The organism is Streptomyces sp. P17 (assembly GCF_032436805.1).
GTDB lineage: Bacteria > Actinomycetota > Actinomycetes > Streptomycetales > Streptomycetaceae > Streptomyces.
The window spans coordinates 59,915-85,497 of sequence record NZ_JAVRBF010000032.1; the positions used below are offsets into that span (position 1 = coordinate 59,915).

General features: G+C 72.6%; 22 protein-coding genes and 6 pseudogenes. 9 read left to right on the plus strand and 19 right to left on the minus strand.

From position 1 onward, the window contains the following. Positions 1–46: 46 nt before the first annotated feature. Positions 47–952 (minus strand): LysR family transcriptional regulator, encoded by a 906-nt coding sequence (locus RMT89_RS21535; protein WP_315885386.1) that lies wholly within the window; start codon positions 950–952, stop codon positions 47–49. Between the two features lie 104 nt (positions 953–1,056). On the opposite strand from RMT89_RS21535, the gene RMT89_RS21540 reads away from it, so the two are divergent. Beyond that, entirely contained in the window at positions 1,057–1,278 is a 222-nt protein-coding gene (locus tag RMT89_RS21540) for a hypothetical protein (RefSeq protein WP_315885387.1), read from the plus strand. On the opposite strand, the gene RMT89_RS21545 is transcribed toward RMT89_RS21540, so the two are convergent. Continuing rightward, positions 1,254–2,135 (minus strand): LLM class F420-dependent oxidoreductase, encoded by an 882-nt coding sequence (locus tag RMT89_RS21545; protein ID WP_315885388.1) that lies wholly within the window; start codon positions 2,133–2,135, stop codon positions 1,254–1,256. The genes RMT89_RS21540 and RMT89_RS21545 overlap by 25 nt on opposite strands. A gap of 153 nt (positions 2,136–2,288) precedes the next feature. On the opposite strand from RMT89_RS21545, the gene RMT89_RS21550 reads away from it, so the two are divergent. Further along, a complete protein-coding gene (locus RMT89_RS21550; protein ID WP_315885389.1) occupies positions 2,289–3,218 on the plus strand; it encodes an FkbM family methyltransferase in 930 nt (309 codons plus the stop codon). Between the two features lie 51 nt (positions 3,219–3,269). On the opposite strand, the gene RMT89_RS21555 is transcribed toward RMT89_RS21550, so the two are convergent. The 3 genes and pseudogenes from RMT89_RS21555 to RMT89_RS21565 form a co-directional block, all read right to left on the minus strand. Then, on the minus strand, positions 3,270–3,455 hold the full coding sequence (locus RMT89_RS21555; RefSeq protein WP_399498454.1) for a hypothetical protein: 186 nt from the start codon (positions 3,453–3,455) through the stop codon (positions 3,270–3,272). A 178-nt stretch (positions 3,456–3,633) separates the two neighbouring features. Further along, a pseudogene (locus tag RMT89_RS21560) lies at positions 3,634–4,092 on the minus strand (TerC family protein); the annotation flags it as partial. Positions 4,093–4,108: 16 nt separating this feature from the next. Further along, complete coding sequence (locus RMT89_RS21565) at positions 4,109–5,056, minus strand: helix-turn-helix domain-containing protein (protein WP_315885390.1); 948 nt, start codon at positions 5,054–5,056, stop codon at positions 4,109–4,111. Positions 5,057–5,156: 100 nt separating this feature from the next. On the opposite strand from RMT89_RS21565, the pseudogene RMT89_RS21570 reads away from it, so the two are divergent. Then, a pseudogene (locus RMT89_RS21570) lies at positions 5,157–6,175 on the plus strand (saccharopine dehydrogenase family protein). A 346-nt stretch (positions 6,176–6,521) separates the two neighbouring features. Then, positions 6,522–7,511, plus strand: coding sequence for a helix-turn-helix domain-containing protein (locus RMT89_RS21575; RefSeq protein WP_315885391.1), 990 nt, complete (start codon positions 6,522–6,524; stop codon positions 7,509–7,511). Here RMT89_RS21575 and RMT89_RS21580 read toward each other — a convergent pair. Next, a complete protein-coding gene (locus RMT89_RS21580; RefSeq protein ID WP_315885392.1) occupies positions 7,508–7,867 on the minus strand; it encodes a hypothetical protein in 360 nt (119 codons plus the stop codon). The two genes, RMT89_RS21575 and RMT89_RS21580, sit on opposite strands and share 4 nt — an antisense overlap. Before the next feature lie 194 nt (positions 7,868–8,061). On the opposite strand from RMT89_RS21580, the gene RMT89_RS21585 reads away from it, so the two are divergent. Further along, a complete protein-coding gene (locus RMT89_RS21585; protein ID WP_315885393.1) occupies positions 8,062–8,520 on the plus strand; it encodes a MarR family transcriptional regulator in 459 nt (152 codons plus the stop codon). 18 nt (positions 8,521–8,538) lie between these two features. Here the strand turns inward: RMT89_RS21585 and RMT89_RS21590 are convergent, their stop codons facing one another. The 5 genes and pseudogenes from RMT89_RS21590 to RMT89_RS21610 form a co-directional block, all read right to left on the minus strand. Further along, positions 8,539–9,408: a fructosamine kinase family protein gene (locus tag RMT89_RS21590; RefSeq protein WP_315885394.1), complete on the minus strand. Its 870-nt coding sequence runs from the start codon at positions 9,406–9,408 to the stop codon at positions 8,539–8,541. Next, positions 9,405–9,692, minus strand: a pseudogene (locus RMT89_RS21595) (cation/H(+) antiporter); the annotation flags it as partial. The pseudogene RMT89_RS21595 and the gene RMT89_RS21590, both read right to left, overlap by 4 nt. 77 nt (positions 9,693–9,769) lie before the next feature. Further along, positions 9,770–9,961, minus strand: a pseudogene (locus tag RMT89_RS21600) (hypothetical protein); the annotation flags it as partial. 95 nt (positions 9,962–10,056) lie between these two features. Continuing rightward, positions 10,057–11,235 carry an MFS transporter gene (locus RMT89_RS21605; protein ID WP_315885395.1) on the minus strand — a complete coding sequence of 393 codons (1,179 nt, stop codon included), beginning with the start codon at positions 11,233–11,235 and terminating at the stop codon, positions 10,057–10,059. Then, positions 11,232–11,804, minus strand: a complete 573-nt coding sequence (locus RMT89_RS21610; RefSeq protein WP_315885416.1) for an XRE family transcriptional regulator — start codon at positions 11,802–11,804, stop codon at positions 11,232–11,234. The genes RMT89_RS21605 and RMT89_RS21610 overlap by 4 nt, the downstream gene beginning before the upstream one ends. Before the next feature lie 7 nt (positions 11,805–11,811). Here RMT89_RS21610 and RMT89_RS21615 point away from each other — a divergent pair, with 7 nt between their 5' ends. Together RMT89_RS21615 and RMT89_RS21620 are read left to right on the plus strand one after the other, a co-directional pair. Beyond that, complete coding sequence (locus RMT89_RS21615; RefSeq protein ID WP_315885396.1) at positions 11,812–12,339, plus strand: GNAT family N-acetyltransferase; 528 nt, start codon at positions 11,812–11,814, stop codon at positions 12,337–12,339. Positions 12,340–12,453: 114 nt separating this feature from the next. Next, complete coding sequence (locus RMT89_RS21620; RefSeq protein ID WP_315885397.1) at positions 12,454–12,987, plus strand: DoxX family protein; 534 nt, start codon at positions 12,454–12,456, stop codon at positions 12,985–12,987. Positions 12,988–13,121: 134 nt separating this feature from the next. Here the strand turns inward: RMT89_RS21620 and RMT89_RS21625 are convergent, their stop codons facing one another. The 5 genes and pseudogenes from RMT89_RS21625 to pgm form a co-directional block, all read right to left on the minus strand. Beyond that, the gene (locus RMT89_RS21625; protein WP_315885398.1) at positions 13,122–15,554 is read right to left on the minus strand and encodes a hypothetical protein; all 2,433 of its coding nucleotides are present in this window, start codon (positions 15,552–15,554) and stop codon (positions 13,122–13,124) included. Positions 15,555–15,600: 46 nt separating this feature from the next. Continuing rightward, positions 15,601–15,930: an anti-sigma factor antagonist gene (locus RMT89_RS21630; RefSeq protein WP_315885417.1), complete on the minus strand. Its 330-nt coding sequence runs from the start codon at positions 15,928–15,930 to the stop codon at positions 15,601–15,603. A 171-nt stretch (positions 15,931–16,101) separates the two neighbouring features. Then, positions 16,102–16,431, minus strand: a pseudogene (locus RMT89_RS21635) (STAS domain-containing protein); the annotation flags it as partial. 49 nt (positions 16,432–16,480) lie between these two features. Further along, entirely contained in the window at positions 16,481–17,044 is a 564-nt protein-coding gene (locus RMT89_RS21640; protein WP_315885399.1) for a hypothetical protein, read from the minus strand. 2 nt (positions 17,045–17,046) lie between these two features. Then, entirely contained in the window at positions 17,047–18,687 is a 1,641-nt protein-coding gene (pgm, locus tag RMT89_RS21645) for a phosphoglucomutase (alpha-D-glucose-1,6-bisphosphate-dependent) (protein WP_315885400.1), read from the minus strand. A gap of 166 nt (positions 18,688–18,853) precedes the next feature. Here pgm and RMT89_RS21650 point away from each other — a divergent pair, with 166 nt between their 5' ends. After that, positions 18,854–19,486: a class I SAM-dependent methyltransferase gene (locus RMT89_RS21650; RefSeq protein WP_315885401.1), complete on the plus strand. Its 633-nt coding sequence runs from the start codon at positions 18,854–18,856 to the stop codon at positions 19,484–19,486. A 2-nt stretch (positions 19,487–19,488) separates the two neighbouring features. Here the strand turns inward: RMT89_RS21650 and RMT89_RS21655 are convergent, their stop codons facing one another. Both RMT89_RS21655 and RMT89_RS21660 read right to left on the minus strand, forming a co-directional pair. After that, positions 19,489–22,863: a pyruvate carboxylase gene (locus RMT89_RS21655; protein WP_315885402.1), complete on the minus strand. Its 3,375-nt coding sequence runs from the start codon at positions 22,861–22,863 to the stop codon at positions 19,489–19,491. A 119-nt stretch (positions 22,864–22,982) separates the two neighbouring features. After that, positions 22,983–23,301, minus strand: a pseudogene (locus RMT89_RS21660) (substrate-binding domain-containing protein); the annotation flags it as partial. A gap of 432 nt (positions 23,302–23,733) precedes the next feature. On the opposite strand from RMT89_RS21660, the gene RMT89_RS21665 reads away from it, so the two are divergent. After that, the gene (locus tag RMT89_RS21665; protein ID WP_315885403.1) at positions 23,734–24,816 is read left to right on the plus strand and encodes a substrate-binding domain-containing protein; all 1,083 of its coding nucleotides are present in this window, start codon (positions 23,734–23,736) and stop codon (positions 24,814–24,816) included. Here RMT89_RS21665 and RMT89_RS21670 read toward each other — a convergent pair. Then, positions 24,800–25,249, minus strand: coding sequence for a MarR family transcriptional regulator (locus RMT89_RS21670; protein ID WP_315885404.1), 450 nt, complete (start codon positions 25,247–25,249; stop codon positions 24,800–24,802). The genes RMT89_RS21665 and RMT89_RS21670 overlap by 17 nt on opposite strands. Positions 25,250–25,583 lie beyond the last annotated feature (334 nt).

Here is a 25,583-nt window from a genome sequence, read left to right on the forward strand (position 1 = left end):
TCGTGAGTGGGGCGGGAACCGACGGTCCCCGCCCCACTCGGGCATGTCAGGCCACCGCCGTCGACGCCAGCTCCCGCAGCTCCTCCAGCGCGACGGCGACCGCGGGGCGGGTACGGATGCCCCGGCGGGTGGCGCTGAGCAGCTTGCGGTGCGGATTGCCGGTGCAGCGCACCCGCGTGATCGGCAGACGGGGGGTCAGCCGGGCAAGGCGTGGGACGAGCGCGACGCCGAGCCGGTGGGCGACCAGATGGGCGGTCACCGTCCAGTCCATCGCGTGATGGACCACCCCCGGCGTGAACCCGGCCGCCCCGCACGCCGACATCACATGCGGGCAACAGGGACTCTCCGGCAACGGCGCGATCCAGTCCTCGTGCGCCACCTCCGCGAGATCGACGTGCCCACGTCCGGCCAGCGGATGGTCGTCGGGGACCACGAGGTCGTACGGATCGTCCAGCAGCGGCTGCTGTTCGAAGCGCGCGTCGCTCAGCGGCGGATTGCGCGGGGTCACCTCCACCACGGCCAGGTCCGTCTCGCCCTCGAAGAGCAGGTCGAAGCTCTCCAGCGCCCCCGTCTCCTGGATCCGAACGGTCAGCCGCGGATACCGCTCCCGCAGCCGTACCGCCATCGGCGCCAGCAGCACCGACACGCCCGTGGAGAAACCGCAGACGCGCAGTTGTCCGGCGGGAGCCCCGTGCTCGGCACGCAGATCGAGTTCGGCCTCCTCCCAGCGGACCTGGATGGCGTCGGCGTGGGCGAGCAGACTCTCCGCGGCCGGGGTCAGCCGTACCCCGCGCCCCTGCGGTTCCAGCAGGTCGACGCCCAGATCGCGGGCGAGCTGGCGGATCTGCTGGGAGGCCGCGGACGGGGTGAAGTGCAGGGCGTGGGCGGCCGCGGTGACCGTGCCGTAGTGGGCGACGGCCCTCAGGACGTGCAGTCGGCGCAGGTCAATCATGAAGCCCACGCTTCAAGGTGCGGTGCGGAAAGTCAACCTGGACGTACATGAACGCCCGACCGCACCCTGGACAGTGAACCGATCACCGCCCAGGAGGAGTTGCCATGACCAGCGCCACCGCCACCGTCTGCCCGCACTGCGGCTGGCCCGACGGCGCCGAGCCGTTCCAGGTGGTCTCCCGGCACAGCACCGCCGAGGGCCGCACGGTGTGGACCCGGTGCGGATGCGGTTCGCTCCAGGTCCGGGTCGTGGACGAAAGCGGCACCCGCGTCGTCTCCCGCAGCAGGCCGCCGGTGACCGCTCAGTCCAGTTGTGCCAGCCGCTGAACGGCCGGGGCCGCGAAGTCCTCGATGAACGCGGCCGGCTCACCGGTGCGCGGGGCGAGGATCACCGTGTCGATGCCGAGCTTGGTGTAGCCGGTGATGTCACGGGTGAAGGCATCGAGGTCGCCCGCCGTGGCGGCCTCGCCCGTGTAGACGACGGTCCGGCGGATCTCGTCGTAGTCCCGGCCCTCCGTGTCGCAGTGGCCGCGCAGCACGTCCAGCTTGTGCGCGACCTCCTCCGGGCTGGTCGCGAACAGGTTGCAGGCGTCGGCGTGGCGGGCGACCAGACGGAGGGTCTTCTTCTCTCCCCCGCCGCCGATCATGATCTCCGGGTGCGGGCGGCTGACCGGGGCCGGGACGCACAGAGTCTCCGCGAGCCGGTAGTGGCGGCCCTCGAAGGGGCCGTTGTCCGCCGGGTCCCACATCTGCCGGCAGATCCGCAGCGCCTCGTCAAGGCGCTCGAAGCGCTCGGCGGCCGGCGGGAACTCGACACCCAGGCCCCGGTGTTCACGGTCGTACCAGGCCGCTCCGATCCCGAGGGTGGCCCGGCCGCCCGACAGCACGTCGAGCGTGGTGGCGATCTTGGCGAGCAGTCCGGGGTGGCGGTAGGTCACGCCGGTGACGAGTGCGCCGAGCCGGACCGTGGAGGTGTGGCCGGCGAGAAAACCGAGGGTGGTGTAGGCCTCCAGCATGGGGGCCTCGGCGCCGCCGTTGAACTCCATCTGGAAATAGTGGTCCATCACCGACAACCAGCTCACCCCGGCCGCCTCGGCGGCGCGGCCCGCCGCCGCGAGCTCGCTGCCCAGCGCGGGGCCGCCCCCGGGGTGGTCGAACCGGTTGATGTGCACGCCCACTTGCATGTCCGTCTCCGTTCGCCCCGACTGTCACCGTCGCCGGTGACGCTAGTTCTTCGAGCGCTCTCGAAGTCAAGCGGCAAACCCGGGACGCCATCCGCTCGTTGAAATGCGTTCAAACAGGGGACCGATTCCGGTCAACTCTGCCAGGGTGGGCGGATGCAGACCCTTTACCGCAGACTGCTCCAGCTGATGCCCCGTTTCGGCGTGCGGGTGACGGACCTGGCACCGGGAACCGCGCTGGTCTCCCGGCGTGGCCGGTACACGGTGAAACCCGCAGGCAAGGACGCCTGGATGGTCCACCGCGGCGCCCCGGGCGGCTGGACCAGCGTCCCCCTGGGCGAGAGCGGGGCCCGGCTCGTTCTCGGTGAGACGTCCGCGGCGGACGAGCGCAAGCTTCAGATGGCAGCGGCCGAATATCTGTGCACCCAGCATGTCACCGCGATGTTCGAGCTGTACGGCGCGAACTGCGTGCTGGACGTGGGCGCCAACAACGGCCAGTACGCCAAGAGGCTGCGCAAGCACGGCTACCAGGGCCGGATCGTCTCCTTCGAACCGACCGAGGAGGCCTTCGCCCGCCTCAGCAAAGCCGCCGAACGCGATCCGAACTGGCAGGTGCACCACTGCGGCCTGGGCCGCGAGAACACCACGGCCGAGATCCACGTCGGCTGGAACACCATGAACTCCCTGCTCCCGGCCAGCGACTACGGCCGCGACCGCTACAAGCGCTTCCACACCACCCGCACCGAGGAGATCCGCATCCGCCGCCTGGACGCCGTACTGGACGAGGCCCTCGACGGCATCGACGACCCACGCCCCTTCCTGAAGATGGACACCCAGGGCTACGACCTGGAGGTGTACGCCGGCGCCGGGGAACGGATCGCCGACTTCGTGGGCCTGCAGTCCGAGGTCGCCATGCTGCGCCTGTACGAGGGCAGCCCCCCGATGAGCGAGTCCGTCGCCGCCTACGAGGACGGCGGCTTCGAGATCACCGGCATGTACCCGGTCACCCGCGAGGCGACCACCGGCCGGGTGGTCGAGTTCGACTGCGTCATGATGCGCGCGAAGGCGGCGCCCTCGGCGGCCTAGGTTCCGGGGTCCACCGCGCCCGCCTCCAGGACGTCCGCCCGCCGCACCGGATCAGCGGCGATGCCGTCCCAGCGGACCGTGCATCCGGAGGTTCTTGGCGGCCTCCCGCATCAGAGCCGACTCGTCCGGCCGCTGCGGGAGCACCAGCCATGGGCAAGGTTCGAGCCCGCACTCCGGCGTGGGCCGGTACTCGTCTCCGTACAGACACCGGGCGTGCTCCGTCAGGGTGTTGTGCATGGCCTGGAGCCTAGACCCGTACTTCGCAGGTCACCCGATCGTGAAGACCAAGCGGTCGTAGCTGATCGCTCGCCGGTCGGAACCGCAGCAGCGATGGCCGTCTCGGTCCGGCCCGGTCGAGATCGGACGCCGTGAGGCCGATGCGGAGAACCTTTTCGGCGACCTGCGAAGTACGGGCCTAGAGGGCGTGGTCTTGGTCCGGCGTCTTGCGGGTGGCGTGGAGGCTGGTTGCTGTGGTGATGGCGAGGACCAGGACGATGAAGCCGAGGGAGAAGGGGATGCTGATCTCCGGGACGTGGACGCCTGATTCGTGCAGGGCGTGGAGGATCAGTTTGACGCCGATGAAGCCGAGGATGATCGACAGGCCGTAGCTGAGGTGGACCAGTTTCTTCAGCAGGCCGCCGATGAGGAAGTACAGCTGGCGCAGGCCCATCAGGGCGAAGGCGTTGGCGGTGAAGACGATGTACGGGTCCTGGGTGAGGCCGTAGATCGCGGGGATGGAGTCCAGGGCGAACAGGACGTCGGTGGAGCCGATCGCGAGCATCACGACGAGCATCGGGGTCATCACCCGCTTGCCGTTCTGCTCGACCCACAGATTGGTGCCCTGGTAGCGGTCGGCCACGCCGAAGCGCCGGGCTGCCAGCCGGCTGAGCTCAGCCGTCGCGGGACGCGCGGAACGTCCGTCGGTAGGTGTCCGGGGGCACCCCGAGCGTGCGGTTGAAGTGGCGGCGCAGGGTCGTGGCGGTGCCCATGCCGGTGGCGGTCGCGATGGTGTCGACGCTGTCGTCGGTGGTCTCCAGCAGCTCCTGGGCGCGGCGGATCCGCTGGGTGAGCAGCCACTGCAGCGGGGTGGTGCCGGTCGCCGCCCGGAAGTGGCGGCCGAGGGTGCGCGAGCTGGTCCGGGTGCGGCGCGCCAGGTCGTCCACGGTCAGCGGCTGGTCGAGGCGTTCCATCACCCACGGCAGCAGCGCGCCGAGCGGGTGATCGTCCCGGGCGGGCACCGGCGTGGTGACGTACTGCGCCTGGCCGCCGGCCCGGTGCGGGGGCACGACCAGGCGGCGGGCGACGGCGTTGGCGACGGTCGAGCCACGGTCCAGGCGGACCAGGTGCAGACACAGGTCCAGGGCCGCGGCCTTGCCCGCCGAGGTGAGCACGCTGCCGTTGTCGACGTAGAGCACGTCGGGGTCGACCTCCACCCGGGGATGGCGGGCGGTCAGGGCGTCGGTGTGCGCCCAGTGCGTGGTCGCGCGTCTGCCGTCCAGCAGGCCCGCGGCGGCCAGCACGAACGCGCCGGTGCACAGGGAGGCCACGCGGCTGCCCGCGTCGTGCGCCGCGCGGACCGCGTCGACCAGGTCGGCGGGCGGGGCGGCGTCGATGTCCGCCCAGCCGGGGACGATCACGGTGTCGGCGCGCGCCAGGTGGTCGAGCCCGTGGTCGGGTTCCACCCGGAACCCGCCGACCCGCACCGCACCCGTTCCGCACAGGGCCATGTCGTACCAGGGCCCGGGCACCCCGTCCGGGGCGCCGCCGAAAATCTCCTGAGCGATGGACAGTTCGAAGTGCAGCATCCCGTCGGTGACGGCGAACGCGACTGAGGCCATGTCCGGAATTGTATGGGCAGTGTCGTTCCGGACACTCACGGTGGGGCGCCCGCCCTTGCCAGGATGATCACAACGGAACGCACGAGAACGGGGAGTGGTCATGGGACAGCAGGTGGCGGTGTTCGGCGCATACGGGCACACCGGGCGGTTCGTGGTGGCGGAGCTCCTGGAACGGGGCTTCGTGCCGGTGCTGTCCGGCCGTGACGCCGAGAAGCTGCGGGCGGCGGCCGCGCCGGGCCTGGACGTCCGTCCGTCGTCGGTCGAGGACCCGGTCTCGCTGGACCGTGCGCTGGCGGGTACGGCGGCCGTGATCAACACGGCCGGGCCGTTCGCGACGACCGCCGGGCCGCTGATCGAGGCGGCGCTGCGGGCCGGGATTCCGTACGTGGACGTGGCGGCCGAGATCGAGGCGAATGACGACACGTTCACGCATTTCTCCGACCGCGCCCGGGCGGCGGGGACGCTGATCGTGCCCGCGATGGCTTTCTACGGCGGTCTCGGCGATCTGCTCGTCACCTCCGCGATGGGCGACTGGACGAGCGCCGACGAGGTGCACATCGCGTACGGGCTGAACGGCTGGCAGCCCACCGCCGGGACGCGGGTCGCGGGCGAGGTCTCCCGGGAGCGGCGCGGGGCAAGCGGGTCCGCTATGCCAAGGGGCGCTTGGAGTACCACGACGACGCGCCGACCGTCGTGGACTGGCCGTTCCCCGAGCCGCTGGGGACCCGGCCGGTCGTCGCGGAGTTCACGATGGCCGACGTCGTCACCGTGCCCAGCCATCTGACCGTGCCCGAGGTGCGCACGTACATGACGACCGAGGCGGCCGATGACATCGCGACCCCGGACACACCGGCGCCGACGGCGGCCGACGAGCGGGGACGCTCCGACCAGACCTTCCTCGTCGACGTCGTCGTGCGCTCGGCCGGCCGGGAACGCCGTGCGGTGGCCCGGGGCCGGGACATCTACGCGGTCAGCGCGCCCCTCGCGGTGGAGGCGGTGACCCGTGTCCTCACCGGGCGGACCAGGACGGTGGGTGTCGCGTCCGCCGGGGCGGCCTTCGACGCGGCCGACTTCCTGGGCGCGCTGTCGGCGCATGTGTCGGTGGACGTCCACGGGTAACGGGGCTCCGCGCATGGTGCCCGGCTGTCGGGGGGCATCCCCCGCTATCCGGCCCGCTCGAAAGGCTCCGGGCCGTCCGCGCATGTGCGGGTCGCCGGCGGCCGGGGCTCCTCGATCGGCATCCGCCGGTATCCGGCCCTCCCGAGACGCTCCCGGCCGTCCGGGCATGTGCCGGGCCGACATCCGCCGGGGGCCGGGGGCTCCGCGCATAGTGCCCGGCTGTCGGGGGGCATCCCCCGCTATCCGGCCCTCTCCAAAGGCTCCGGGCGAACGCGCATGCGCCGGTCGACATCCGCCGGTAGCCGGGGGCTCCTCGAAAGGCGCCCGGCCGACGCACTATGAACGTATGAAAGAGCTGGCCGGGCGTCTCACCGCGCTGGACCCGGACGCCGGCGCCGCCGTGCGGGTCATCGCCTACTTCGACCGACTGGCCGAGTCACGGGCCGGTGTGGAGGCGCTGGTGCGGGGAGCCGCCGTGCTGGCCGGGGTCCCGGCGCGGCTCGTCGACGCGGAGCGGCAGGTCCGGGTGCGGGTCGAGGCCGACGGCACCCGCAGCGACACCGAGCTGCCGCCGGACCCGGCCTGGCCGTCCGCCACGCTGACGCCGGGCGGTACGGCGGCGCTGTGGCTGGAGCGGTCGGGGGCGCAGCCCAGCGTGGTCGACGCGGTGATCCTGGAGCGGGCCGCCGGTGCCGTACGGCTGGTGCTGGACCGCACCCGCGGCCGGGCCCCGGCCGACGATCCGGCCCTGATGGAGACGCTCCTCGACGCCACGGCACCGGAGCCGACCCGACTGCACGCGGCCCGCCGCCTGGGCCTCGATCCCACGGGCCGGGCGCGTGCGCTGGCCGTGTCCGGGGGGCGGGCCCTGATCGTCGCGGCGGATACGGAGGACGATCTCCCCGTCGGACGGGTCGGGGTCGGCCCCGCCGTACCCGTCCTCGACCTGCCACGCTCCTGGGCCGACGCCCGTACGGCCCTGCGCTTCACCGCGGAGGGCACCGCCCGGGACCCCGGACAACGCGTGGTGCACGCCGACGACCTCGGTGACGTCGCCCGGATCGCCGACCTGGTAGTACCGGGCGCCGAACCACCGGCGGACGTCCAGGCCCTGGAGCGCGCGGCGTCGACCACACTCTGGCTCCTCACCACCCTGCACGCGGTCGCCTCCACGACGAGCCTGCGATCGGCGGCCGCCGACATCAACGTCCACCACTCCACACTCCAGGACCGCCTGACCCACGCCGAACACCTGCTGGGCTGGCCGGTACGCACCCCGCAGGGCCGTTTCCGACTTCAACTCGCCCTGACTATGCGGCACTTGGCGCGAAGTTAGGCCCGGAACTCGTGCACGATCTCGATCGTGCCGACGATGTGCGCGTTGAACTCGTCGAGCTCCTCGGCCGGCACCCACAGCTCCAGGATCGTCTCGCCGCCCGCCTGCTGGACCGGGTAGCGGCGCAGGAAGTGGGACTCGACCTCGAAGCGGGTGACGAAGCCGGCGCCGCTGTGCTTGACGTTCCAGTCGCGGGCGATCCTCACCGCGTAGGCCTCGTTGAGCACCGGGTAGAAGATCGGCTGCTCGGGCAGGCGCGGCGGCCAGGCCCGCCAGTCCAGGTCGCGCACCAGGTCCAGCTCCTCGGGGCCCGTGGGGCGCCAAAGGGTCGTCGTCATGGGCGGGCGGCTGGTCATCGCGGGTCGCATTCCTTACGGGGCGCCGGTCGTCGGTGTCGGCCGGGCGGGGATCCTGACGCTAGCGGGGGAAAACGGGGCGGCGCCATCGGGTTGTTCCAGATACTTGCAGGCGATTAATAATCGCGCGCGACGACAATTTCGCGTATGGCATATCCTGGTGTGAGTCACACCGGGACGGAGGAGACAGGCCCATGACCGCCACAGACCCCGCACTCACCGCCCTCGCCCAGGGCTGGTGCGCGCTCTCCCTGCTGCACGGGCGGATCGAGGCCCACATCGAGCGCGCCCTGCAGACCGGGCACGACCTCAGCGTGCGGGAGTACTCGCTGCTCGACGTCCTGAGCCGACAGCACAGCGGCGAGGGCGGCCACCTCCAGATGAAGCAGGTCGCCGACGCCGTGGTCCTCAGTCAGAGCGCCACCACCCGGCTGGTGACCCGCCTGGAGGACCGGGGCCTGCTCTCCCGCTACCTCTGCCCCACCGACCGCCGCGGCATCTACACCGACGTCACCGAAGCGGGCCTGAAGCTCCTCGAAGAGGCCCGCCCCACCAACGAGTCCGCACTGCGCGAGGCTCTGGACGAGGCGGCCCTCAACCCCGAACTCGCCCCGCTGGTCCGGGCCGTGGAGACGCTCCGGGTTCCTGCCTGAGCACAGGTCACCGCACGGTCAGCCCGCCAGGGCCGACCTCGCCGCCGCAAGCGCCTGCTCCGCGTAGCCACGTCCGAACAGGACCGCGTGGACCAGAAGAGGGAAGAGCTGGTGCAGGGCGATTCGGGCGGGCCAGCCTTCGCTGAGCGGTGCCGTGCGCTGGTAGCCGTCCAGCAGGCGGTCGAGGTGGGGGCAGCCGAAGAGGTGGAGCATCGCCAGGTCCGTCTCGCGGTGACCACCGTGCGCGGCCGGGTCGATCAGCCAGGCGTGGCCGTCCGCGGCCCACAGGACGTTGCCGTTCCACAGGTCACCGTGCAGACGGGCCGGAGGCTCGGCGGGGCCCGCCAGTTCGGACAGCCGGGCGCAGACCCGCTCGAACTCCGCGGCCTCGGCGGCGCCGAGCGTGCCGCCGTCGACCGCCCGGCGCACGTACGCCAGCACGCGATGCTCGGCGTACCAACTCGGCCAGTCCGTACCCTCGACGTTCCGCATGGGAGCCAGTCCGATGTACGCGTCCCTCGGGCCGTCGGGCGGCGGCGCCCCGAACGCCGGGGCGCCCGTGGCGTGCAGTGCGGCCAGCTCGCGACCGAGGCGCTCCGCCGCGTCGGGGTTCGGCCGGCCGGCCGGAACGCGGTCCGTCACCAGCCACTCCTCGTCGTGCCCGTGCACGGCCGGAACCCGGACCGTGCCCGCCGCGCCCAGCCAGCGCAGCCCCGCCGCCTCGGCCCGGGTCGCCCCGGGGCCGCCGTCCCCGCGCTTGACCATCACCACCCGCCCGCCGTCGAGGGTGACTTCGGTCAGCGTGCCGGACAGACGCCGCGCTCCGAGCACGGCGCCACCCGTGAAGCGGGCCGCCGCTGCCGCCGGTCCCTCCTCTGTTTCCGTCATGACGGCAGCGTAGAGCGGTGGTTCTTAGGGCAGCGCGGTCGGCCGACCGGGGCTCGGCCGGGGCGGACCGCGCCGGGATCACGCACCAGCAGGTCGGCGTGGCCCGCCGCCACCGGGCCCAGCACGGCGAGGACCAGTACGTACCCGGCGATGAACGCCGTCAGCCGGCTGTCGAGTCCCGCTCCCGCGGCCATGGCGGCGAGGACCAGCGCGAACTCGCCGCGGGCGACGAGGGTGGTGGCGATGTCGGCGGCCGGTCCGGGGCCGTAGCCGTACAGACGGGCGGGTGACGGCGGTCTCGCCGGTACGACGTCACCGTGCCACTACCGAGGGGGCCGCGACCATCTGGGACAGCACCCCTCTACGAGCCGCAGCACTCCCCCGTAACGGCGCTCGTGGCGAGGCGGCAGAAGCACGACGACTCGATGGGTACGTCGGCCAACGCGGCGGCGATGCGGAGCTGTTGGGCGATGATGCGGGCCTCGCCGTCCTTGCCCTGGCGCATCAGGCACTCGTGGAGTCCGTGCAGTGACCAGACGTTGTTGGGGTGCTGGCAGGCCCACGTGTCTCTCCTGACGGTGCCACCGAGTCGGAGACAGCAATTCTTCCGGAGGGCTCCAGGTCTGCCCCGGCTCTCACCAGTTTGTCTCACTCGCACGAGGGTCTGGGCGCCGGTGCGGGGACTCGCGCGAGGAGGGCCGCCCCGGCCAGGGCGCTCAGGGCGACGAGCGTCGTGCCCCGCATGCCGATGGTGTCCAGCAGCGGTCCGGCGAGGGCGGTGCCGAGGGCGCCGACGGCGAAGTACAGCACCAGGTAGGCGCCGCTGAGGCTGCCGGAATCGGCGGGGTCGATGCCGATGACGAGGCTCTGGTTGGCGGCCTGGGCGACGAAGCAGCCCGCGTCGAACACCGCGAGTCCGACGGCGATGGCCGGGAGGGAGTCCGGCGCGAGGGCGATGAGCAGGGTGCCGCTCGCCGCGACCGTCACGGCGGCGGTCATCACGGTGTGGGATGTCCGGCGGTCGACGAGCCGCCCGGTGAACGGCAGTACGGCGAAGCCGAGCAGCCCGGCCAGGCCGAACAGGCCGATGGCGGTGGGGTCCAGGGAGTGCGGCGGCCGGGCCAGGGAGAGCGCGAGGCCGACCCACAGGAGGGTGAAGGCGAGGTACCACAGGCCCCCGGTGGCGACCGCCCGCCGCAGCCGGGCCTCGCGCAGCGGGAGCCGGGGCAGGGTGGCCAGAGCGGTGCGGTAGGAGTTGCGGGCCCGGGGGCGCTCGCCGGGCAGGAGTGCGGCGGCCGTTCCGGCGCAGAGCAGGGCGAGGGCGGCGCAGACCAGGAGCATCGCGCGCCAGCCGATCAGGTCGGTGAGGGCGCCGCCGACGAGTCGGCTGAGGAGGATCCCGGCGGACAGGCCGGTCGCCACGAGCGCGACGGCGGCTCCGCGGCGCCCGGGTGCGGCGAGGCGTCCGGCGATGACGCTCGCCTGGGCGGCGACCGCGGCCGCGGCGCCGATGAGCAGGTGGGCGGCGATCAGCACGGCCGCGTCGGACGCGGTGGCGGCCAGGACGAGGCCGGCGGTGAGGGCGGTGAAGTGGGCGGCGACCAGCCGGTTGGGGGCGATGCGATCGGCGAGGGGCAGCAGCACGGCGAAGCCGGTCATCGAGCCGGCGAGGGCGGCGGAGGGGACGAGGCTGATCGCGGAGAGCGGGACGTCCAGGTCGGCGGCGACGACGGTGAGGGCGGGCTGGAGGGTGTAGTTGTCGGCTGTCGCCGTACCGGCCAAGGCGGCGAGCAGGGCGGTGCCGCCCCGGCGGAGGGGGCGCGTCACGGCCGGTCGGTGCGGCTGAGGACGACGGCGTAACGGCAGGCGTCGGTACCGGTGTTGGCGAAGACGCGCGGCGCGGGATCGCCGAGTTCGATGATGTCGCCGGTGCCGAGTTCATGAACGGTGTCACCGTCGTGGAAGGTGAGCCGCCCCTCCAGGACCCACACGAGCTGGTGGAGGAAGGCGAAGGCGGCGGCCGGGTAGGGGACGCGGGCGCCGGGCGGCAGGTGGATCTCCGCGATCTCGGCGGGGAAGCGGGGACCGGCGATCTGGCGGCGCCGGTAGCCGGTGTCCGGGTCGGTCCACTCGACGTCGTCGGCCCGCCGCCGCACGCCCGGTTCCTCCTTCGGCGCGTCTTCGGTGACGGCCAGCAAGGACGCGACGCTGAGCTGGAAGGCGGCGGACAGCTTGCCGAGGACGACGGCCGTGGGGTTGCTCTCGCCGCGCTCGATCCGGTTGATCATCGCCCGTGAGACCCCGGAGGCGTCGGCGAGCTGGGCGAGCGTCCATCGGCGCCGCTCCCGCTCGGACCGAATTCGGGTGGCGATCCGCTCCACCAGAGGATCTATCATATTGGACATGATTCCAATATACGAGAAGCGAGGGGGCGTGACGGTCCGCGCGGCCCGGCCGGAGGACACCGAGGCCGTCGTCGCGATCCGCAACCACGCCGTCGAGCACTCGACGGCCCTGTGGACGCAGGTACCGCACTCCCCCGCCGAGGGGCAGGCGTGGTTCGCCGATCACCTCGACCGCCGCTCGGCGCTGGTGGCGGAGGTGGACGGCGAGATCGCCGGTTACGCGTCCTACGCCCCCTGGCGGGCCCTGGAGGGGTTCCGCCACACCGTGGAGGACTCCGTCTACGTCCGCGAGGAGCACCACGGTCTGGGCATCGGCGGCTCCCTGCTCACCGCGCTCATCGAGACGGCCCGTGCCACCGGCCGGCACAGCATGATCGCCGGAATCGAGTCGGGGAACACCACGTCGATACGGCTGCACGAGCGCCGGGGCTTCGAGCACGTGGGCACGGTCCGGGAGGCCGGGACGAAGTTCGGCCGCTGGTTCGACCTGACGCTGATGCAGCTGCGGCTCAGCACGTCGGGGTGACGGTCGGGCGTCGCTGTCGCCGTCGCCGTCGCTGTCGCCGTCGCCGTCGCATGAGCCGGCTCCGGCCGGGAACCCGGTGATCGCCGCAGTCCGCCACGATTTCCGGAGAGTGCCATGAGTCTGCTGCGTGTAGCCGGACGCCCGATGCTCGCCTCGATGTTCATCGCCGGGGGTCTGGACTCCCTGAGCAACCCCAAGGACGTGGCGCCGGTCGCGGAGCCCGTCGTCCAGCCGATCACCGAACGGGTGGAGATCCTGCCGGACCGCACGGAGCAGGCGGTCCGGCTCAACGGCGCCGTCCAGGTCGCCGCGGGCGTCCTGCTCGGCATCGGCCGTATGCCCCGCATCGCCGCGCTCGCCATCGCGGCGACCCTCGTACCGACCACCCTCGCCGGACACCGCTTCTGGGAGGAGGACGACCCGGAACAGCGGACCCAGCAGCGCATCCACTTCCTGAAGAACCTCTCCATGCTCGGCGGCCTCCTGATCGCCGCCGACGACACCGGTGCGTCCCCGTCACTGGCATGGCGCGGCCGCCACGCCGCGAAGGACTTGCGCCGGGACGCACACCTCGTGAGCCGCTCGGTGCGCGCCACGGCCGGCCCGGCGGCGAGGGCCGGCGGGGTGCGGGCCAGGCTGCCGCGGTGAGGGCGAGGGAACTCGGCGACGTGCGGACCCGGGCTGTCGGGCTGACCGCGTGCCAGGCTCGGACGCCGGGCGGCGGACCGGCGCAAGCCGTCCCGCTGACCTCGCACCCTCCCAGCAAGCGCCAACCGCCGTGCTCACTCGTCGGCGGGCAGTCCCGTCGTCCGTAGTCGCCGTACCAGTTGCGCGGACGTGGCGCGCGGTGCCTGGGCTGCCAGCGCCGTCAGGAGCCCCTCCCAGGCGTCGGGGAGTCCCGCGTCGACGGCCGAACGGTAGGCGGCGCAGGCCTCGGTCGTTCGCCCTTGTTCCAGGTACAGGGCGCCGAGCGCGGCGTAGGCCTCTGTGTCTGCGGCCTCGCAGCCGCGGCCGTAGGCGCGTTCGGCGGCGGCACTGTCGCCCCGTTCCTCGCGCACACGGCCCAGCGCGGTCCAGGCGTCGGTGGCGCCAAGGGCGGCAGCCCGTTGTACGGCTCGCCGGGAGGCCTCCCGGTCTCCCGTCCGCTCCCGCATCCGGGACAGGGCGGCCCATGCCGCCGGGGAGCCTCGTTCGGCGGCCAGGTCGGCGGCGAGCTCCGCGCCCTCCGTGTCCCCGGCGCGCTCCCGGCCGCGCGCCAGCGTGATCCAGGCCTCCACGTCACCGGCGCGGGCCGCCTCCGCCGCGGCGCGGGCAGCGCCCGTGTCGTCGCCCTCTTCCGCGCGGGCCTCGGCCAGCGCGGTCCAGGCCTCCGGGTCGCCGGTGCGTACCGCCTGCGCCGCGGCCTCCTCGGCGGCGACGCTGTCACCGTCCGACTCGGCGAGCAGGGCCAGTTCGCGCCAGGCCGCGGCGACGCCCAGGGCGGCGGCCTCGCGATGGGCGGCGGCCGCTCCCGACAAGTCGCCTGCCTGATTGCGCAGTTGGGCCAGGAGGGTCCATCCCTCGGGATTCCCCACATCCGCGCCGCCGGTGGCCGCCGCCACGGCTGCCGTCTGGTCGCCGAGCGCCCAGTGCAGCCGTACCAGTCGCGCCCAGGCCGCGGTGACCCCGGCCTCGGCCGCCCGCGTGGCGTGCTCCACCGCCTCGGAGAGGGCACCGGCGCGTTCGGCGACCTGCGCGAGGCCGACGTGCCCCCATCCGTCGCCGACGTCCACCGCCTGCTCGAACGCCTTCGCCGCGGACGGCCCGTGGGCCGCGCGCATCCGGCCGAGCGTCCGCCAGGCGTGCGGCTGTCCCGCCGCCGCTGCCAGGGCCGCGACGGCGTCCGCGGCGGCGGGGTCCCCCTCCTCCTCATGTGTGCGGGCCATGGCCGACCAGGCCCACACGTCTCCCGCCTCGGCCGCGCGCCGATAGGCCTCGTAGGCAGCCGACTTGTCGCCGTCGGACTCCCTCGACACGGCAAGCGCCGCCCAGGCGGCCCCGTCCGTCCAGGCCGCCTCCTCGGCGGCGGCCCGCCCGTCGGTGGTCTCCCGCAGTACGGCCCAGGCGGCCCGGGCCCGACTGTGGCCCTGTTCGACGGCCTGTCTGTACAGCTCGGCGGCACAGCCGTAGCGACGTCGCTGTTCGGCGGCCCGGCCGAAGGCGTAGAGGTCATCGGGGGTCCGGGCCCAGGTCGCCCCCGTCCAGAACTCGGCCGGTGGCACGCGATGGGCTCGGACCCGGCGGATGTGCTGCTCCAAGTAGTCGTCCGGGCGGTAACTGTCGGGGTCGCCGACACCCGGCTCGTGCCGCTCCGCGATCAGCGGCGCCGGGCCGCCTCCAGTGGCGGTCAGGGCGCTGATGGCAGCCGGGAACCACTCCTTGCCCGCGGTGGCACGGGAGGTGGAGTCCATGAAACCGGACGCCGCCTCCATCAGCAGCCGCGCGGGGACGGCGCTGGCGTGGCCGAGCCGGCGTGCCTCGACCGCAGCCGTGAGCACGGCGTGCTCGGCAGCCGTGAACCACTGGTCGGGGCCCATATCCCAGCGGCGAACCAACTCCGGGCCCCCGGTGAGGTGTTGGAGTACCCGGTTGCCGGGTCCTGCGGCCCGTACGGCGGCTGCCAGGCGGGCGTCGCGGGCCGCCGCGGCGGCGACAGCCGAGGCGTCACCGGTCAGTGTGTCCGGCACCGCGATCACGGCGTGACGTCCTGTCAACAACGCTCGTATGTGGGGGCTCTCGCCCTCGTCGCCGCGGCTGTTCTCCGTCAGTCGCCTCAGTGTCTCCGGCCAAATCGTGCCCACCACGGCGAGCGGTGCCACCTGGTCGAGCACTCTCCCCAGGGCCCTGGCCGATCGCTCTCCCGAGGCGCCGCACAGGTAGCGCTGCGTCTCGTCGAGCCACAGCACGGTGCGCGGACCGATGTCCGCCGCGGCGAGTTCGTCGGCGTCGGCGGGGTGCACCACGGGCCAGTCGGGCAGGACGGCAGCCACCGCCTCGTAGACGGCACGGGTCTTTCCGCTCGCGGAGCGGCCCACCAGCAATACGAACACGGCTCCGTGCGTGGCCGCCGTGCGGGCCAGCCGCTGCCGCAGAGTGTCGTCGTGCGGACGGGGCAGGTACTCCGTCAACGGCAGGTCGATGGTCCCGTCCGGGGCGGGCGCGGGGTGAACTCCCAAACGCAGGGGGTCCCATTCAGCGGCGGTCCGCCGACGGGTCTCACCGTCATGCATGGGTGCGGAGGTCCTTCCGGCCGAGGTACTCGACGGCCGGATGCACCGTTTGGAAGATGGGGAACACCTTGGTCAGTCCAGTGATCCGGAACTGCTTCAGCACCCGGCCGGAGGTGGCGACCACCGCCAGCGCACCGGCCTGGACGTAGACGCGCTTCAGCGCGCCGACGAGGACACCCACTCCGGTCGAGTCGAAGTGCTCGATAGCACTCAGGTCGACCACCAGGAAGTACCGTCCTTGGTTGATCAGGTCGACCAGCACCTCACGCAGGGCCGGCGCTGTGTAGACGTCCAGTTCCACCGCGACCTTCACCAGACTGATGCTCTCGGTGAGGTGCTCGTAGGAGAAGCCGTCCGACACCACGACGCGGCTCGCCGCGCCGGCGGCTTCCCTGGCGAGCCGCTCGCGGGCGCGCTCCTCAATGGCCGCGCAGCGCTGCTGAATACCTTCCTCCGCATAGTCCACGATCAGCTTCCCCACGGCGCTCTCCACACTGTCGTGGATACGGAAGACCCGGTTCAGGCCGCTCTTGGACAACGCGGAGAGCACGCGCTCGCCGGTGACGACCAGCGCGACCGTCCCGCCTTTGAAGTGCACCCGTTTCAAGGCCCCGACCAGTACACCCACGCCGTCGCCACTGATGTCGTCCAACCCGCTGAGGTCGACGACGAAGAGCAGGCGCCCTTCTTGGGCCAACTGCACGAGTACAGTGCGCAGTTCCGTCTTGGTGCCGGAATTGAGCACGGCCTCCTCGCCGGTACCTTCGACCCGCACAACGGTAATGCCGTCGCGCTGAACCTCGTACGACACCTTCAGCTGCACCGGGCTCCCCCCATCTCGGGCACTCCGGATCTTATCCGCCCGGCACGCACTACACAGGCGTGAGCGCCGCGCGGGCCGCGTCCAGGAACGCCCCCTGCGCCATGGAGTGTTGGCTTCCGGGAGCGCCGGCGGCGAGGGCGGTGCGCAGGGTCTCCGCCGCCGCGGTCACGGCGTCCGGCCCCTCCAGCCGTACGACATTCAGCGCCTCCCCCACCGCCCCCATCGCCGCGTCGTACTCCCGTCGCCGCGGCGTCTCCTCCGCGGTGCCGATCGCGCTCTGCCAGGCCTGCGAGGTCTGTTGGGCGCTGTCCGTCCGGCTCAGGAACGTCACGTACGCCGCCCGCCGCACCGCCCGCTGGTTCGCGAGCGTCTGTTCGGTGAGCGTGCGGCGGGCCACGTCGAGCTGGGCCGTGGCCTGGAGTTGGCCGGCGTCCCAGGCGGCGGCCGCCTGTTGTCGGCCCGCCTCCCACGCGGCCGCTGCCTGCCGCTCCCCCGCCGCCCAGGCCGCCGCCGCCTGGCGCTTGGCGGCGGCGAAGGTGAACACCCCGGTCAGGGCGCCGCCGGCGAGTGCGGCACCGGCGGCGATCAGTGCGGTGACGACAGCATCGTCCACGGTCAGGCGCCCAGTGCGGCCAGCACCACCGACTTCGCCTCCTCCTGGACCTGCCGCAGATGATCCTGCCCGAGGAATGACTCCCCGTAGATCTTGTAGACATCCTCCGTGCCCGAAGGGCGTGCCGCGAACCAGGCGTTGGCCGTGCACACCTTGATGCCGCCGAGGGCGGCGCCGTTGCCGGGAGCCTCGGTGAGGACCGTGGTGACCGGGTCTCCGGCGAGGGTGTCTGCGGTGACCTGGCGCGGGGACAGCTTGGCGAGCAGGGCCTTCTCCTCGCGGGAGGCCGGGGCGTCGACGCGCGCGTAGGCGGGGGCGCCGAAGCGGTCGGTGAGCTCGGCGTAGTGCTGCGACGGGGTCCTGCCCGTGACCGCCGTGATCTCGGAGGCGAGCAGCGCCAGGATGATGCCGTCCTTGTCGGTGGTCCACACCGAGCCGTCGCGGCGCAGGAAGGACGCGCCCGCCGACTCCTCGCCGCCGAAGCCGAGGGAGCCGTCGGACAGGCCGTCCACGAACCACTTGAATCCGACGGGGACTTCGACCAGCGGGCGGCCGGCGTCCGCCGCGACCCGGTCGATCATGCTCGACGACACCAGGGTCTTGCCGATTCCGGCGCCCGCGGGCCACTGCTCGCGGTGGGAGAAGAGGTACGAGATCGCCACGGCCAGATAGTGGTTGGGGTTCATCAGGCCCGCGTCGGGTGTGACGATGCCGTGCCGGTCGGCGTCGGCGTCGTTGCCGGTGGCGATGTCGTAGCGGTCGCGCTGCTCGATGAGCGAGGCCATGGCGTACGGCGAGGAGCAGTCCATGCGGATCTTGCCGTCCCAGTCGAGCGTCATGAAACGCCAGGTGGGATCGGTGAGCGGGTTGACCACGGTCAGGTCGAGCCGGTGCTGTTCGGCGATCCGGCCCCAGTAGGCGACCGAGGCGCCGCCCAGCGGGTCGGCGCCGATGCGCACGCCTGCGGTCCGGATCGCGTCCAGGTCCAGGACCTGCGGGAGGTCGGCCACGTACGTGCCGAGGAAGTCGTAGCGGCCGGTGCCGGGGGCTTCGAGCGCGCGGGCGTAGGGGATGCGCCGTACGTCCTTCAGGCCGCCCGTGATGATCTCGTTGGCGCGGTCCTGGATCCAGGAGGTCGCCTCGGAGCCGGCGGGGCCGCCGCTGGGCGGGTTGTACTTGAAGCCGCCGTCGGCGGGCGGGTTGTGGGAGGGGGTGACGACGACGCCGTCGGCGAGGCCGGAGGTGCGGTTGCGGTTGTGGGTGAGGATGGCGTGGGAGACCGCGGGGGTGGGTGTGTAGCCGTCCGTCTGGTCGATGAGGACCGTGACGTCGTTGGCGGCGAACACCTCCAGCGCCGTGATGCGGGCGGGCTCCGACAGAGCGTGGGTGTCGGCGCCGAGGAAGAGGGGGCCGTCGGTGCCCTGGGCGGCGCGGTACTCGCAGATGGCCTGGCTGGTGGCGGCGATGTGGTCCTCGTTGAAGGCCGCCGCGAGGGACGAGCCGCGGTGTCCCGAGGTGCCGAACGCCACCCGCTGCCCCGGCTCGGCCGGGTCGGGGTGGTGCGCGTAGTACGCCGTGACCAGGCGGGCCACGTCGATGAGGTCCTCGGGCCCGGCGACCTGCCCCGCTCGCTCGTCCTGCATCTCCCCGCTCCTCCGCACGGTCGACCGTTGCTGACGGCCCTCATTCTCCCCTGCCCTGCGCGCGGGGACGCGCACCAGGCCGCTCTTGTCGGTGCACAGGTCACCGTTGTGGTGTGCCTACAGCCAGTGCGACGATGCGTGCCGACGAGCGAAGGGAAGACCCGACGTGACGCACGAGGACCAACGTCCGCCCGCCGCCGTGCTGTTCGATGCACTCGGCGCCGACTACGAGAAGGCGTTCGCCCATGCCCCCGCGCATCTGGCAGCGATGGAGTGGCTCCTCGAACGCCTCCCGTCCGCCGCCCGGACGCTGGACGTGGGCAGCGGCACCGGACGGCCCACGGCGGCCGTGCTCACCGCGGCGGGCCACTCCGTGCTGGGCGTCGACGTCTCCCCCGTCATGGTCGAACTCGCCGCCCGTCAGGTCCCCGAGGCCGAGTTCCGCCACGCCGACATCCGTGAACTCGCCCTTGAAGAGGGCTCGTTCGACGGGGTGTGCGTGTTCTTCTCGCTGCTCCAGATGACGCGCGCGGAGCAGACGGCAGTGGTCAAGAAGCTCGCACTGGCCCTGAAGCCCGGCGGCCATCTGGTGCTGGCCACCGTGCCCGCGGACGTGGAGGACGTCGAGGTGGTCTTCATGGGCCGCCCGGTCCGGGCGACGAGTTTCGCCGAGCAGGATCTCATCGCCATGGAGGAGGCGGCGGGGCTGACGGTGCTGTCGCGCAACAGCACCGTCTTCACCCCGGCCCACCCCGGAGCGGGACCCGAGCCCCACGTGTACCTCCACTGCCGCCGCTGACCTCAGGCGATCTCCACCAGCAGGTCACCTCCCTCGACCTGCTGGATCCGGCCCACGGCGAGCCGGGAGACCGTGCCGTCCTTGCCGGCGGTGATGGAGGCCTCCATCTTCATCGCCTCGATGGTGGCGACCGTCGCCCCGGCCGTCACCTGGTCACCCTCGGCGACCGCGAGGGTGACCACGCCCGCGAACGGCGCCGCGACATGGCCGGGGTTGGAGCGGTCGGCCTTCTCGGTGGCCGGGACGTCCGAGGCCACCGCCCGGTCGCGGACCTGGATGGGCCGCAACTGGCCGTTCAGGGAGGACATCACGGTGCGCATGCCGCGCTCGTCGGCGTCACCGACGGCCTGGAGCTCGATCAGCAGCCGTACCCCGGGTTCGAGGTCGATGGCGTACTCCTTGGCCTGGCGCAGGCCGTAGAAGAAGTCCTTGCTGTCCAGCACGCTGGTGTCGCCGTAGGACTGACGGTGGGTCTCGAACTCCCTTGTCGGGCCGGGGAACAGGAGCCGGTTGAGGGTGGCGCGGCGGTCCTTGACCAGGGCCGCGCGGTCGTCGGCGGTGAGGTCCGCGGGGGGCTTGGCCTCGGCGCGGCCGCGCAGCGCCTTGCTGCGGAACGGCTCGGGCCAGCCGCCGGGCGGGGTGCCCAGCTCGCCACGGAGGAAGCCGATGACCGAGTCGGGGATGTCGTAACGGTCGGGCTCCGACTCGAAGTCCTCCGGGTCGACGCCCGCGCCCACCAGGTGGAGCGCCAGGTCGCCGACGACCTTCGACGACGGTGTGACCTTCACCAGCCGGCCCAGCATCCGGTCGGCGGCGGCGTACATGGCCTCGATGTCCTCGAAGCGGTCGCCGAGGCCGAGCGCGATGGCCTGGGTGCGCAGGTTGGAGAGCTGGCCGCCGGGGATCTCGTGGTGGTAGACGCGGCCGGTCGGCGCGGGCAGGCCCGCCTCGAAGGGGGCGTAGACCTTGCGGACGCTCTCCCAGTACGGCTCCAGGTCGCCGACGGCCTGGATGTCGAGGCCGGTCGGGCGGGCGGAGTGGTCGGTCGCGGCCACGATCGCCGACAGGGACGGCTGCGAGGTGCTGCCCGCCATGGACGCCACCGCTCCGTCCACGGCGTCCGCGCCGGCCTGCACGGCGGCGAGGTAGGTGGCGAGCTGTCCGCCTGCCGTGTCGTGGGTGTGCAGGTGCACCGGCAGGTCGAACTCCCGGCGCAGCGCCGATACGAGGGTGGCGGCGGCCGGGGCCCGCAGCAGTCCCGCCATGTCCTTGACGGCCAGCACATGGGCGCCCGCGTCGACGATCTTCTCGGCGAGGCGCAGGTAGTAGTCGAGGGTGTAGAGCCGCTCGGACGGGTCGGACAGGTCGGCGGTGTAGCACAGGGCCACCTCCGCGACGGCGGTCCCGGTCTGGCGTACGGCGTCGATGGCGGGCCGCATCTGGTCGACGTCGTTGAGGGCGTCGAAGATGCGGAAGATGTCGATGCCGGTGGCGGCGGCCTCCTGCACGAAGGCGTCGGTGACCTCGGTCGGGTAGGGGGTGTAGCCGACGGTGTTGCGGCCGCGCAGCAGCATCTGGAGGCAGATGTTCGGGACTGCCTCGCGCAGGGCGGCCAGGCGTTCCCACGGGTCCTCGGCGAGGAAGCGCAGGGCGACGTCGTAGGTGGCGCCGCCCCAGCACTCCAGGGAGAGCAGTTCGGGCAGGGTGCGGGCGACGACCGGGGCGACGGCGAGCATGTCCTTCGTACGGACCCGGGTGGCGAGCAGCGACTGGTGGGCGTCGCGGAACGTGGTGTCGGTGACGCCGAGGGTGGGTGCCTCGCGCAGGCTTCGGGCGAAGCCCTCGGGGCCGAGTTCGACGAGCCGCTGCCGCGAACCCGCGGGCGGCTGGCCCTCCGGCACCGGGGGCAGCTTGGCCATCGGGTCGGCCAGGTCGGGCCGCTCGCCGTGCGGCCGGTTGACGGTGACGTCGGCCAGGTAGGTCAGCAGCTTGGTGCCGCGGTCGGCGGAGTGGCGGGCGGTGAGCAGATGCGGGCGCTGCTCGATGAACGAGGTGGTGACCCGGCCGGCCTGGAAGTCCGCGTCGTCCAGCACCGCCTGCAGGAACGGGATGTTGGTGGCCACACCGCGGATGCGGAACTCGGCCACGGCCCGCCGGGCGCGGCCCACCGCGGCGGCGAAGTCGCGGCCCCGGCAGGTGAGCTTCACCAGCATGGAGTCGAAGTGCGCGCTGATTTCCGTACCGGCGTGCGTGGTGCCGCCGTCGAGCCGGATGCCGGAGCCGCCCGGTGAGCGGTAGGCGCTGATCCGGCCGGTGTCGGGGCGGAAGCCGTTGGCGGGGTCCTCGGTGGTGATACGGCACTGCAGGGCCGCGCCGCGCAGGGTGATGGTCTCCTGGGCAAGGCCGAGGTCGGCGAGGGTCTCCCCGGCGGCGATGCGCAGTTGGGACTGCACCAGGTCGACGTCGGTGACCTCCTCGGTCACCGTGTGCTCGACCTGGATGCGCGGGTTCATCTCGATGAAGACGTGGTTGCCCTCGCGGTCGAGGAGGAACTCCACGGTGCCCGCGTTGCGGTAGCCGATCTGCCGGGAGAACCGGACGGCGTCGGCGCAGATGCGGTCGCGCAGGGCGGGGTCGAGGTTGGGGGCGGGCGCGAGCTCGATCACCTTCTGGTGGCGGCGCTGCACCGAGCAGTCCCGCTCGAAGAGGTGGATGACATTGCCCTGCCCGTCGGCGAGGATCTGCACCTCGATATGGCGGGGTTCGACGACGGCCCTCTCCAGGAAGACCGTGGGATCGCCGAACGCCGACGCCGCCTCGCGGGAGGCCGCCTCGATGGACTCCCTGAGCTGGGCGGGGTCCTCGACGCGGCGCATCCCGCGCCCGCCGCCGCCCGCGACGGCCTTGACGAACACCGGGAAGCCGATGTCGTCGGCGGCACGGACGAGTTCGTCGACGTCGTTGGAGGGCGCGGAGGAGCCGAGCACGGGCACTCCGGCCTCACGGGCGGCGGCCACCGCGCGGGCCTTGTTGCCGGTCAGCTCCAGGATGTCGGCGCCCGGTCCGACGAACGTGATGCCCGCCGCCTCGCAGGCGCGGGCCAGCTCGGGGTTCTCGGAGAGGAATCCATAGCCGGGGTAGACGGCGTCCGCACCGGCCCGTTGCGCGGCGCCGACGATCTCGTCGACGGAGAGGTAGGCGCGCACCGGGTGCCCCTGCTCGCCGATTTCGTAGGCCTCGTCGGCCTTCAGGCGGTGCAGCGAGTTGCGGTCCTCGTGCGGGAAGACGGCGACGGTCCGCGCGCCCAACTCGTAGCCCGCACGAAAGGCCCGAATCGCGATCTCGCCACGGTTGGCGACCAGCACCTTGCGGAACATTCGTGATCCCTTCGCCTGCCGGTGAGGTGCACCATGGTGTCGGCCATGCCTCGCGTACGCCATGTGAACCTGGCCACGGAGGGGACTGACACACCGCGCTTCACTCTCCCGGGCCGGGATCAGGCGGGTGCGGCGATGGAGCCGCGCGGCACGAGCCGTGGCTGAGCACGACCTCTCGGGGGGTCGTACGGCTCTGGTCCAGGCGTTCCACGGCGGCGGCCACGGCGTGCCGGGCCTGTTCCCGGGCGCCCTGGCTGACGGTGGTGAGGTTGAAGCAGCTCAGCCGGCGGCGGGGAGGTCACCGGCGTCCAGAAGCCGGCGGGCGGCGCGCTCACCGGCCGCCTCGGTGTGGTCGCCGCGCAGGACCCGGATGTGCGCGTCCAGGCCGTGCCGGCGCATGGCGGTGCGGTAGCCGCGGCGCCGGTCGGTGGCGATGACGTCGAGTCGGTCAGGTGGCTGGGCCCGCCGGTGTTCCATGCGGCGGCGAAGGACGCGACGCTGTGTCCGGGCGCGGGCAGCCGCGGGGTCCTGGGCACCTCGTGCACCCGGGTCCCGGCGGACGCTCCCGGCACGGTGCCCACGGGCCGGAGCCTGTTCTGCTTGCTCTTGCGGCACTTGCTGTCCGGGGGCGCGTGAAGAGGGGGAGCTAGGGGGTGTTTTGAAAGTCCTGTGCGGTGCCCGCGGTGTTCGGTGCGTGCCCTCGGCGTGCCGGACGAAGGCCCTCGTACTGGACGTACTTGGGTCTTTGGCCGGTGCGGCGAGGGCGCGTGCCGGGCGCCGTGGGTGCTGTGCGGGACTTTCAAAACACCCCCTAGGCTGGGCTCCGTCGGCGCGGGAGGTCCTGCGCCGCGGAATCCCCGGAGGTGCCCTGTGCACTCGACGGCAGCACGCCTGTCCCCCGACCGCCGGGATGTGCTCCTGGTCGCACTCGTGATCCCCCTCCACGGACCGGCCGGCATCTTCGGACCGTCCTGCGAGCTCTCGGCGCAGCTGGCCGCGGAGGAACTCAACGCCGGGGGCGGCATCCTGGACCGGGAGGTACGGCTGGTCGTCGTGGACGGCGGCGCCGCACCCCGGCAGGTCGCGGACGAGGTGGCCGGTCTGGTCGCGCTCGGCGCGGTCGACGCGGTCGTCGGCTGGCACGACTCCGCGGTACGCCAGGCCCTGGCACCGCGGATCGCCAACCGGGTGCCGTACATCTACACCGCCCAGTACGAGGGCGGCGAGGAGACTCCCGGCGTCTTCCTCACCGGAGAGACGGACATCCAGCAACTCGCCCCGGCGATGCGGCTGTTGGCCGGGGCCACGGGAGTGCGCCGTTGGTGCACGGTGGGCAGTGACTACGTCTGGCCGCGGGTGACCGCCCGTACCGCGCGCCGGTTCGCCGGCGAGTGCCGCGGCAGCGTGGTGGACGAGGTGTTCGTGCCGCTGGACACCGAGGAGTTCGGCCCCGTGGTGCGCCGCGTCGAGGCCTGCGGGGCGGACGCGGTACTGATGCTGCTGCTGGGGGACGACGCGGTGCGCTTCAACCGGGCGTTCACCGCGGCGGGGCTGCATCAGCGGTGCGTACGGCTGAGTACACACATGGACGAGAACCTGCTGCTCGCTTCCGGCGCGGAGGCGTCCGAGGGTTTGTGGGCGGCGGCCGGGTACTTCGACTCCCTGATGACCTCGGAGAGCCTGTCCTTCGGCCACCGCTACGCCCGCCGCTTCGGTGACGAGGCGCCGGTCGCGGGGAGTCTCGGCGAGTCCTGTTTCGAGGGCATCCTGCTGCTCGGCGCGCTCGCCGAGCGGCGCGGGTCGCTGGCGGTGTCGGCGCCGGCGGGTCCGGACGAGACGATCTGCTACGAGGGCCCCAGGGGCGCCCTGCGGCTGCGGGGCAACCACCTCGAACAACGGCTGTATCTCGCCCGGGCGGACGCGCTGGACTTCGAGATCACCGCTCAGCTCTGACCTGCTCCGGGCCGCGCTCCAGGAGGAACTCCAGCCGCGCGAGCCCGTCCGCCAGCTCCTGTACGCCGGGCAGCTCGTCCAGCATCTGCTCCTGCACTCGCTGTACCGGCACCGACACGGCACGGTGCCGGGTCCGGCCGCGGGCGGAGAGGTAGACCAGGACGCGCCGGCCGTCCCCCGGGTCCTTGCGGCGGTAGACCAGGGCCGCCGACACCATCCGGTCGACCAGCTTGGTGAGGCTGGGCGCGGGCATCAGGGCGTAGGAGGCGATGTCGGACATCGTGTGTCCGCGGCCGTCCGAGAGCAGTGCCAGCACCCGCCATTCCTCGACGGAGCAGTGCTCGGCCTCCAGCGCGGCGGCCAGCCGACGGGTCATCAACCGCTCCGCACTGCTGAGCAGTCGGGGGAGATCGCGGGGCGGCTCCGACAGCACTTCCATCCTCCTCGGCAGGCCCACGAAGTAGCGGCTTTCAGCGCCGACCCTACCTCCCCCCGGGAGGTACTTTCCATGGGAAGCAAGCCCTTCCCCGGCCCCCAACAGCGCCCCCACCGGCCGTCATTCAGGCATCCGAGGCGACGGCTCCCGGCGTGGTTCGCACCGGATTACTTCCAACAGAAATTATTCATCAACGGCGCCGAAACGCCGGGGTAACAGCACCGGCGCAGTCTGTGACCGCACTTCAGACGACCAGCTCGGCCGCCACCGCACCGTACGGCTGGGAATGCGCGCGCCCACGCAGCCGCCCTTCACACGCTGAGTGCCCGCT

Excerpts from the sequence above, each read along its gene's own strand:
- RMT89_RS21535 (WP_315885386.1), bottom strand. The coding sequence starts at position 952 with ATGATTGACCTGCGCCGACTGCACGTCCTGAGGGCCGTCGCCCACTAC.
- RMT89_RS21540 (WP_315885387.1), top strand. The coding sequence starts at position 1,057 with ATGACCAGCGCCACCGCCACCGTCTGCCCGCACTGCGGCTGGCCCGAC.
- RMT89_RS21545 (WP_315885388.1), bottom strand. The coding sequence starts at position 2,135 with ATGCAAGTGGGCGTGCACATCAACCGGTTCGACCACCCCGGGGGCGGC.
- RMT89_RS21550 (WP_315885389.1), top strand. The coding sequence starts at position 2,289 with ATGCAGACCCTTTACCGCAGACTGCTCCAGCTGATGCCCCGTTTCGGC.
- RMT89_RS21555 (WP_399498454.1), bottom strand. The coding sequence starts at position 3,455 with ATGCACAACACCCTGACGGAGCACGCCCGGTGTCTGTACGGAGACGAG.
- RMT89_RS21565 (WP_315885390.1), bottom strand. The coding sequence starts at position 5,056 with ATGGCCTCAGTCGCGTTCGCCGTCACCGACGGGATGCTGCACTTCGAA.
- RMT89_RS21575 (WP_315885391.1), top strand. The coding sequence starts at position 6,522 with ATGAAAGAGCTGGCCGGGCGTCTCACCGCGCTGGACCCGGACGCCGGC.
- RMT89_RS21580 (WP_315885392.1), bottom strand. The coding sequence starts at position 7,867 with ATGACCAGCCGCCCGCCCATGACGACGACCCTTTGGCGCCCCACGGGC.
- RMT89_RS21585 (WP_315885393.1), top strand. The coding sequence starts at position 8,062 with ATGACCGCCACAGACCCCGCACTCACCGCCCTCGCCCAGGGCTGGTGC.
- RMT89_RS21590 (WP_315885394.1), bottom strand. The coding sequence starts at position 9,408 with ATGACGGAAACAGAGGAGGGACCGGCGGCAGCGGCGGCCCGCTTCACG.
- RMT89_RS21610 (WP_315885416.1), bottom strand. The coding sequence starts at position 11,804 with ATGATAGATCCTCTGGTGGAGCGGATCGCCACCCGAATTCGGTCCGAG.
- RMT89_RS21615 (WP_315885396.1), top strand. The coding sequence starts at position 11,812 with ATGATTCCAATATACGAGAAGCGAGGGGGCGTGACGGTCCGCGCGGCC.
- RMT89_RS21620 (WP_315885397.1), top strand. The coding sequence starts at position 12,454 with ATGAGTCTGCTGCGTGTAGCCGGACGCCCGATGCTCGCCTCGATGTTC.
- pgm (WP_315885400.1), bottom strand. The coding sequence starts at position 18,687 with ATGCAGGACGAGCGAGCGGGGCAGGTCGCCGGGCCCGAGGACCTCATC.
- RMT89_RS21655 (WP_315885402.1), bottom strand. The coding sequence starts at position 22,863 with ATGTTCCGCAAGGTGCTGGTCGCCAACCGTGGCGAGATCGCGATTCGG.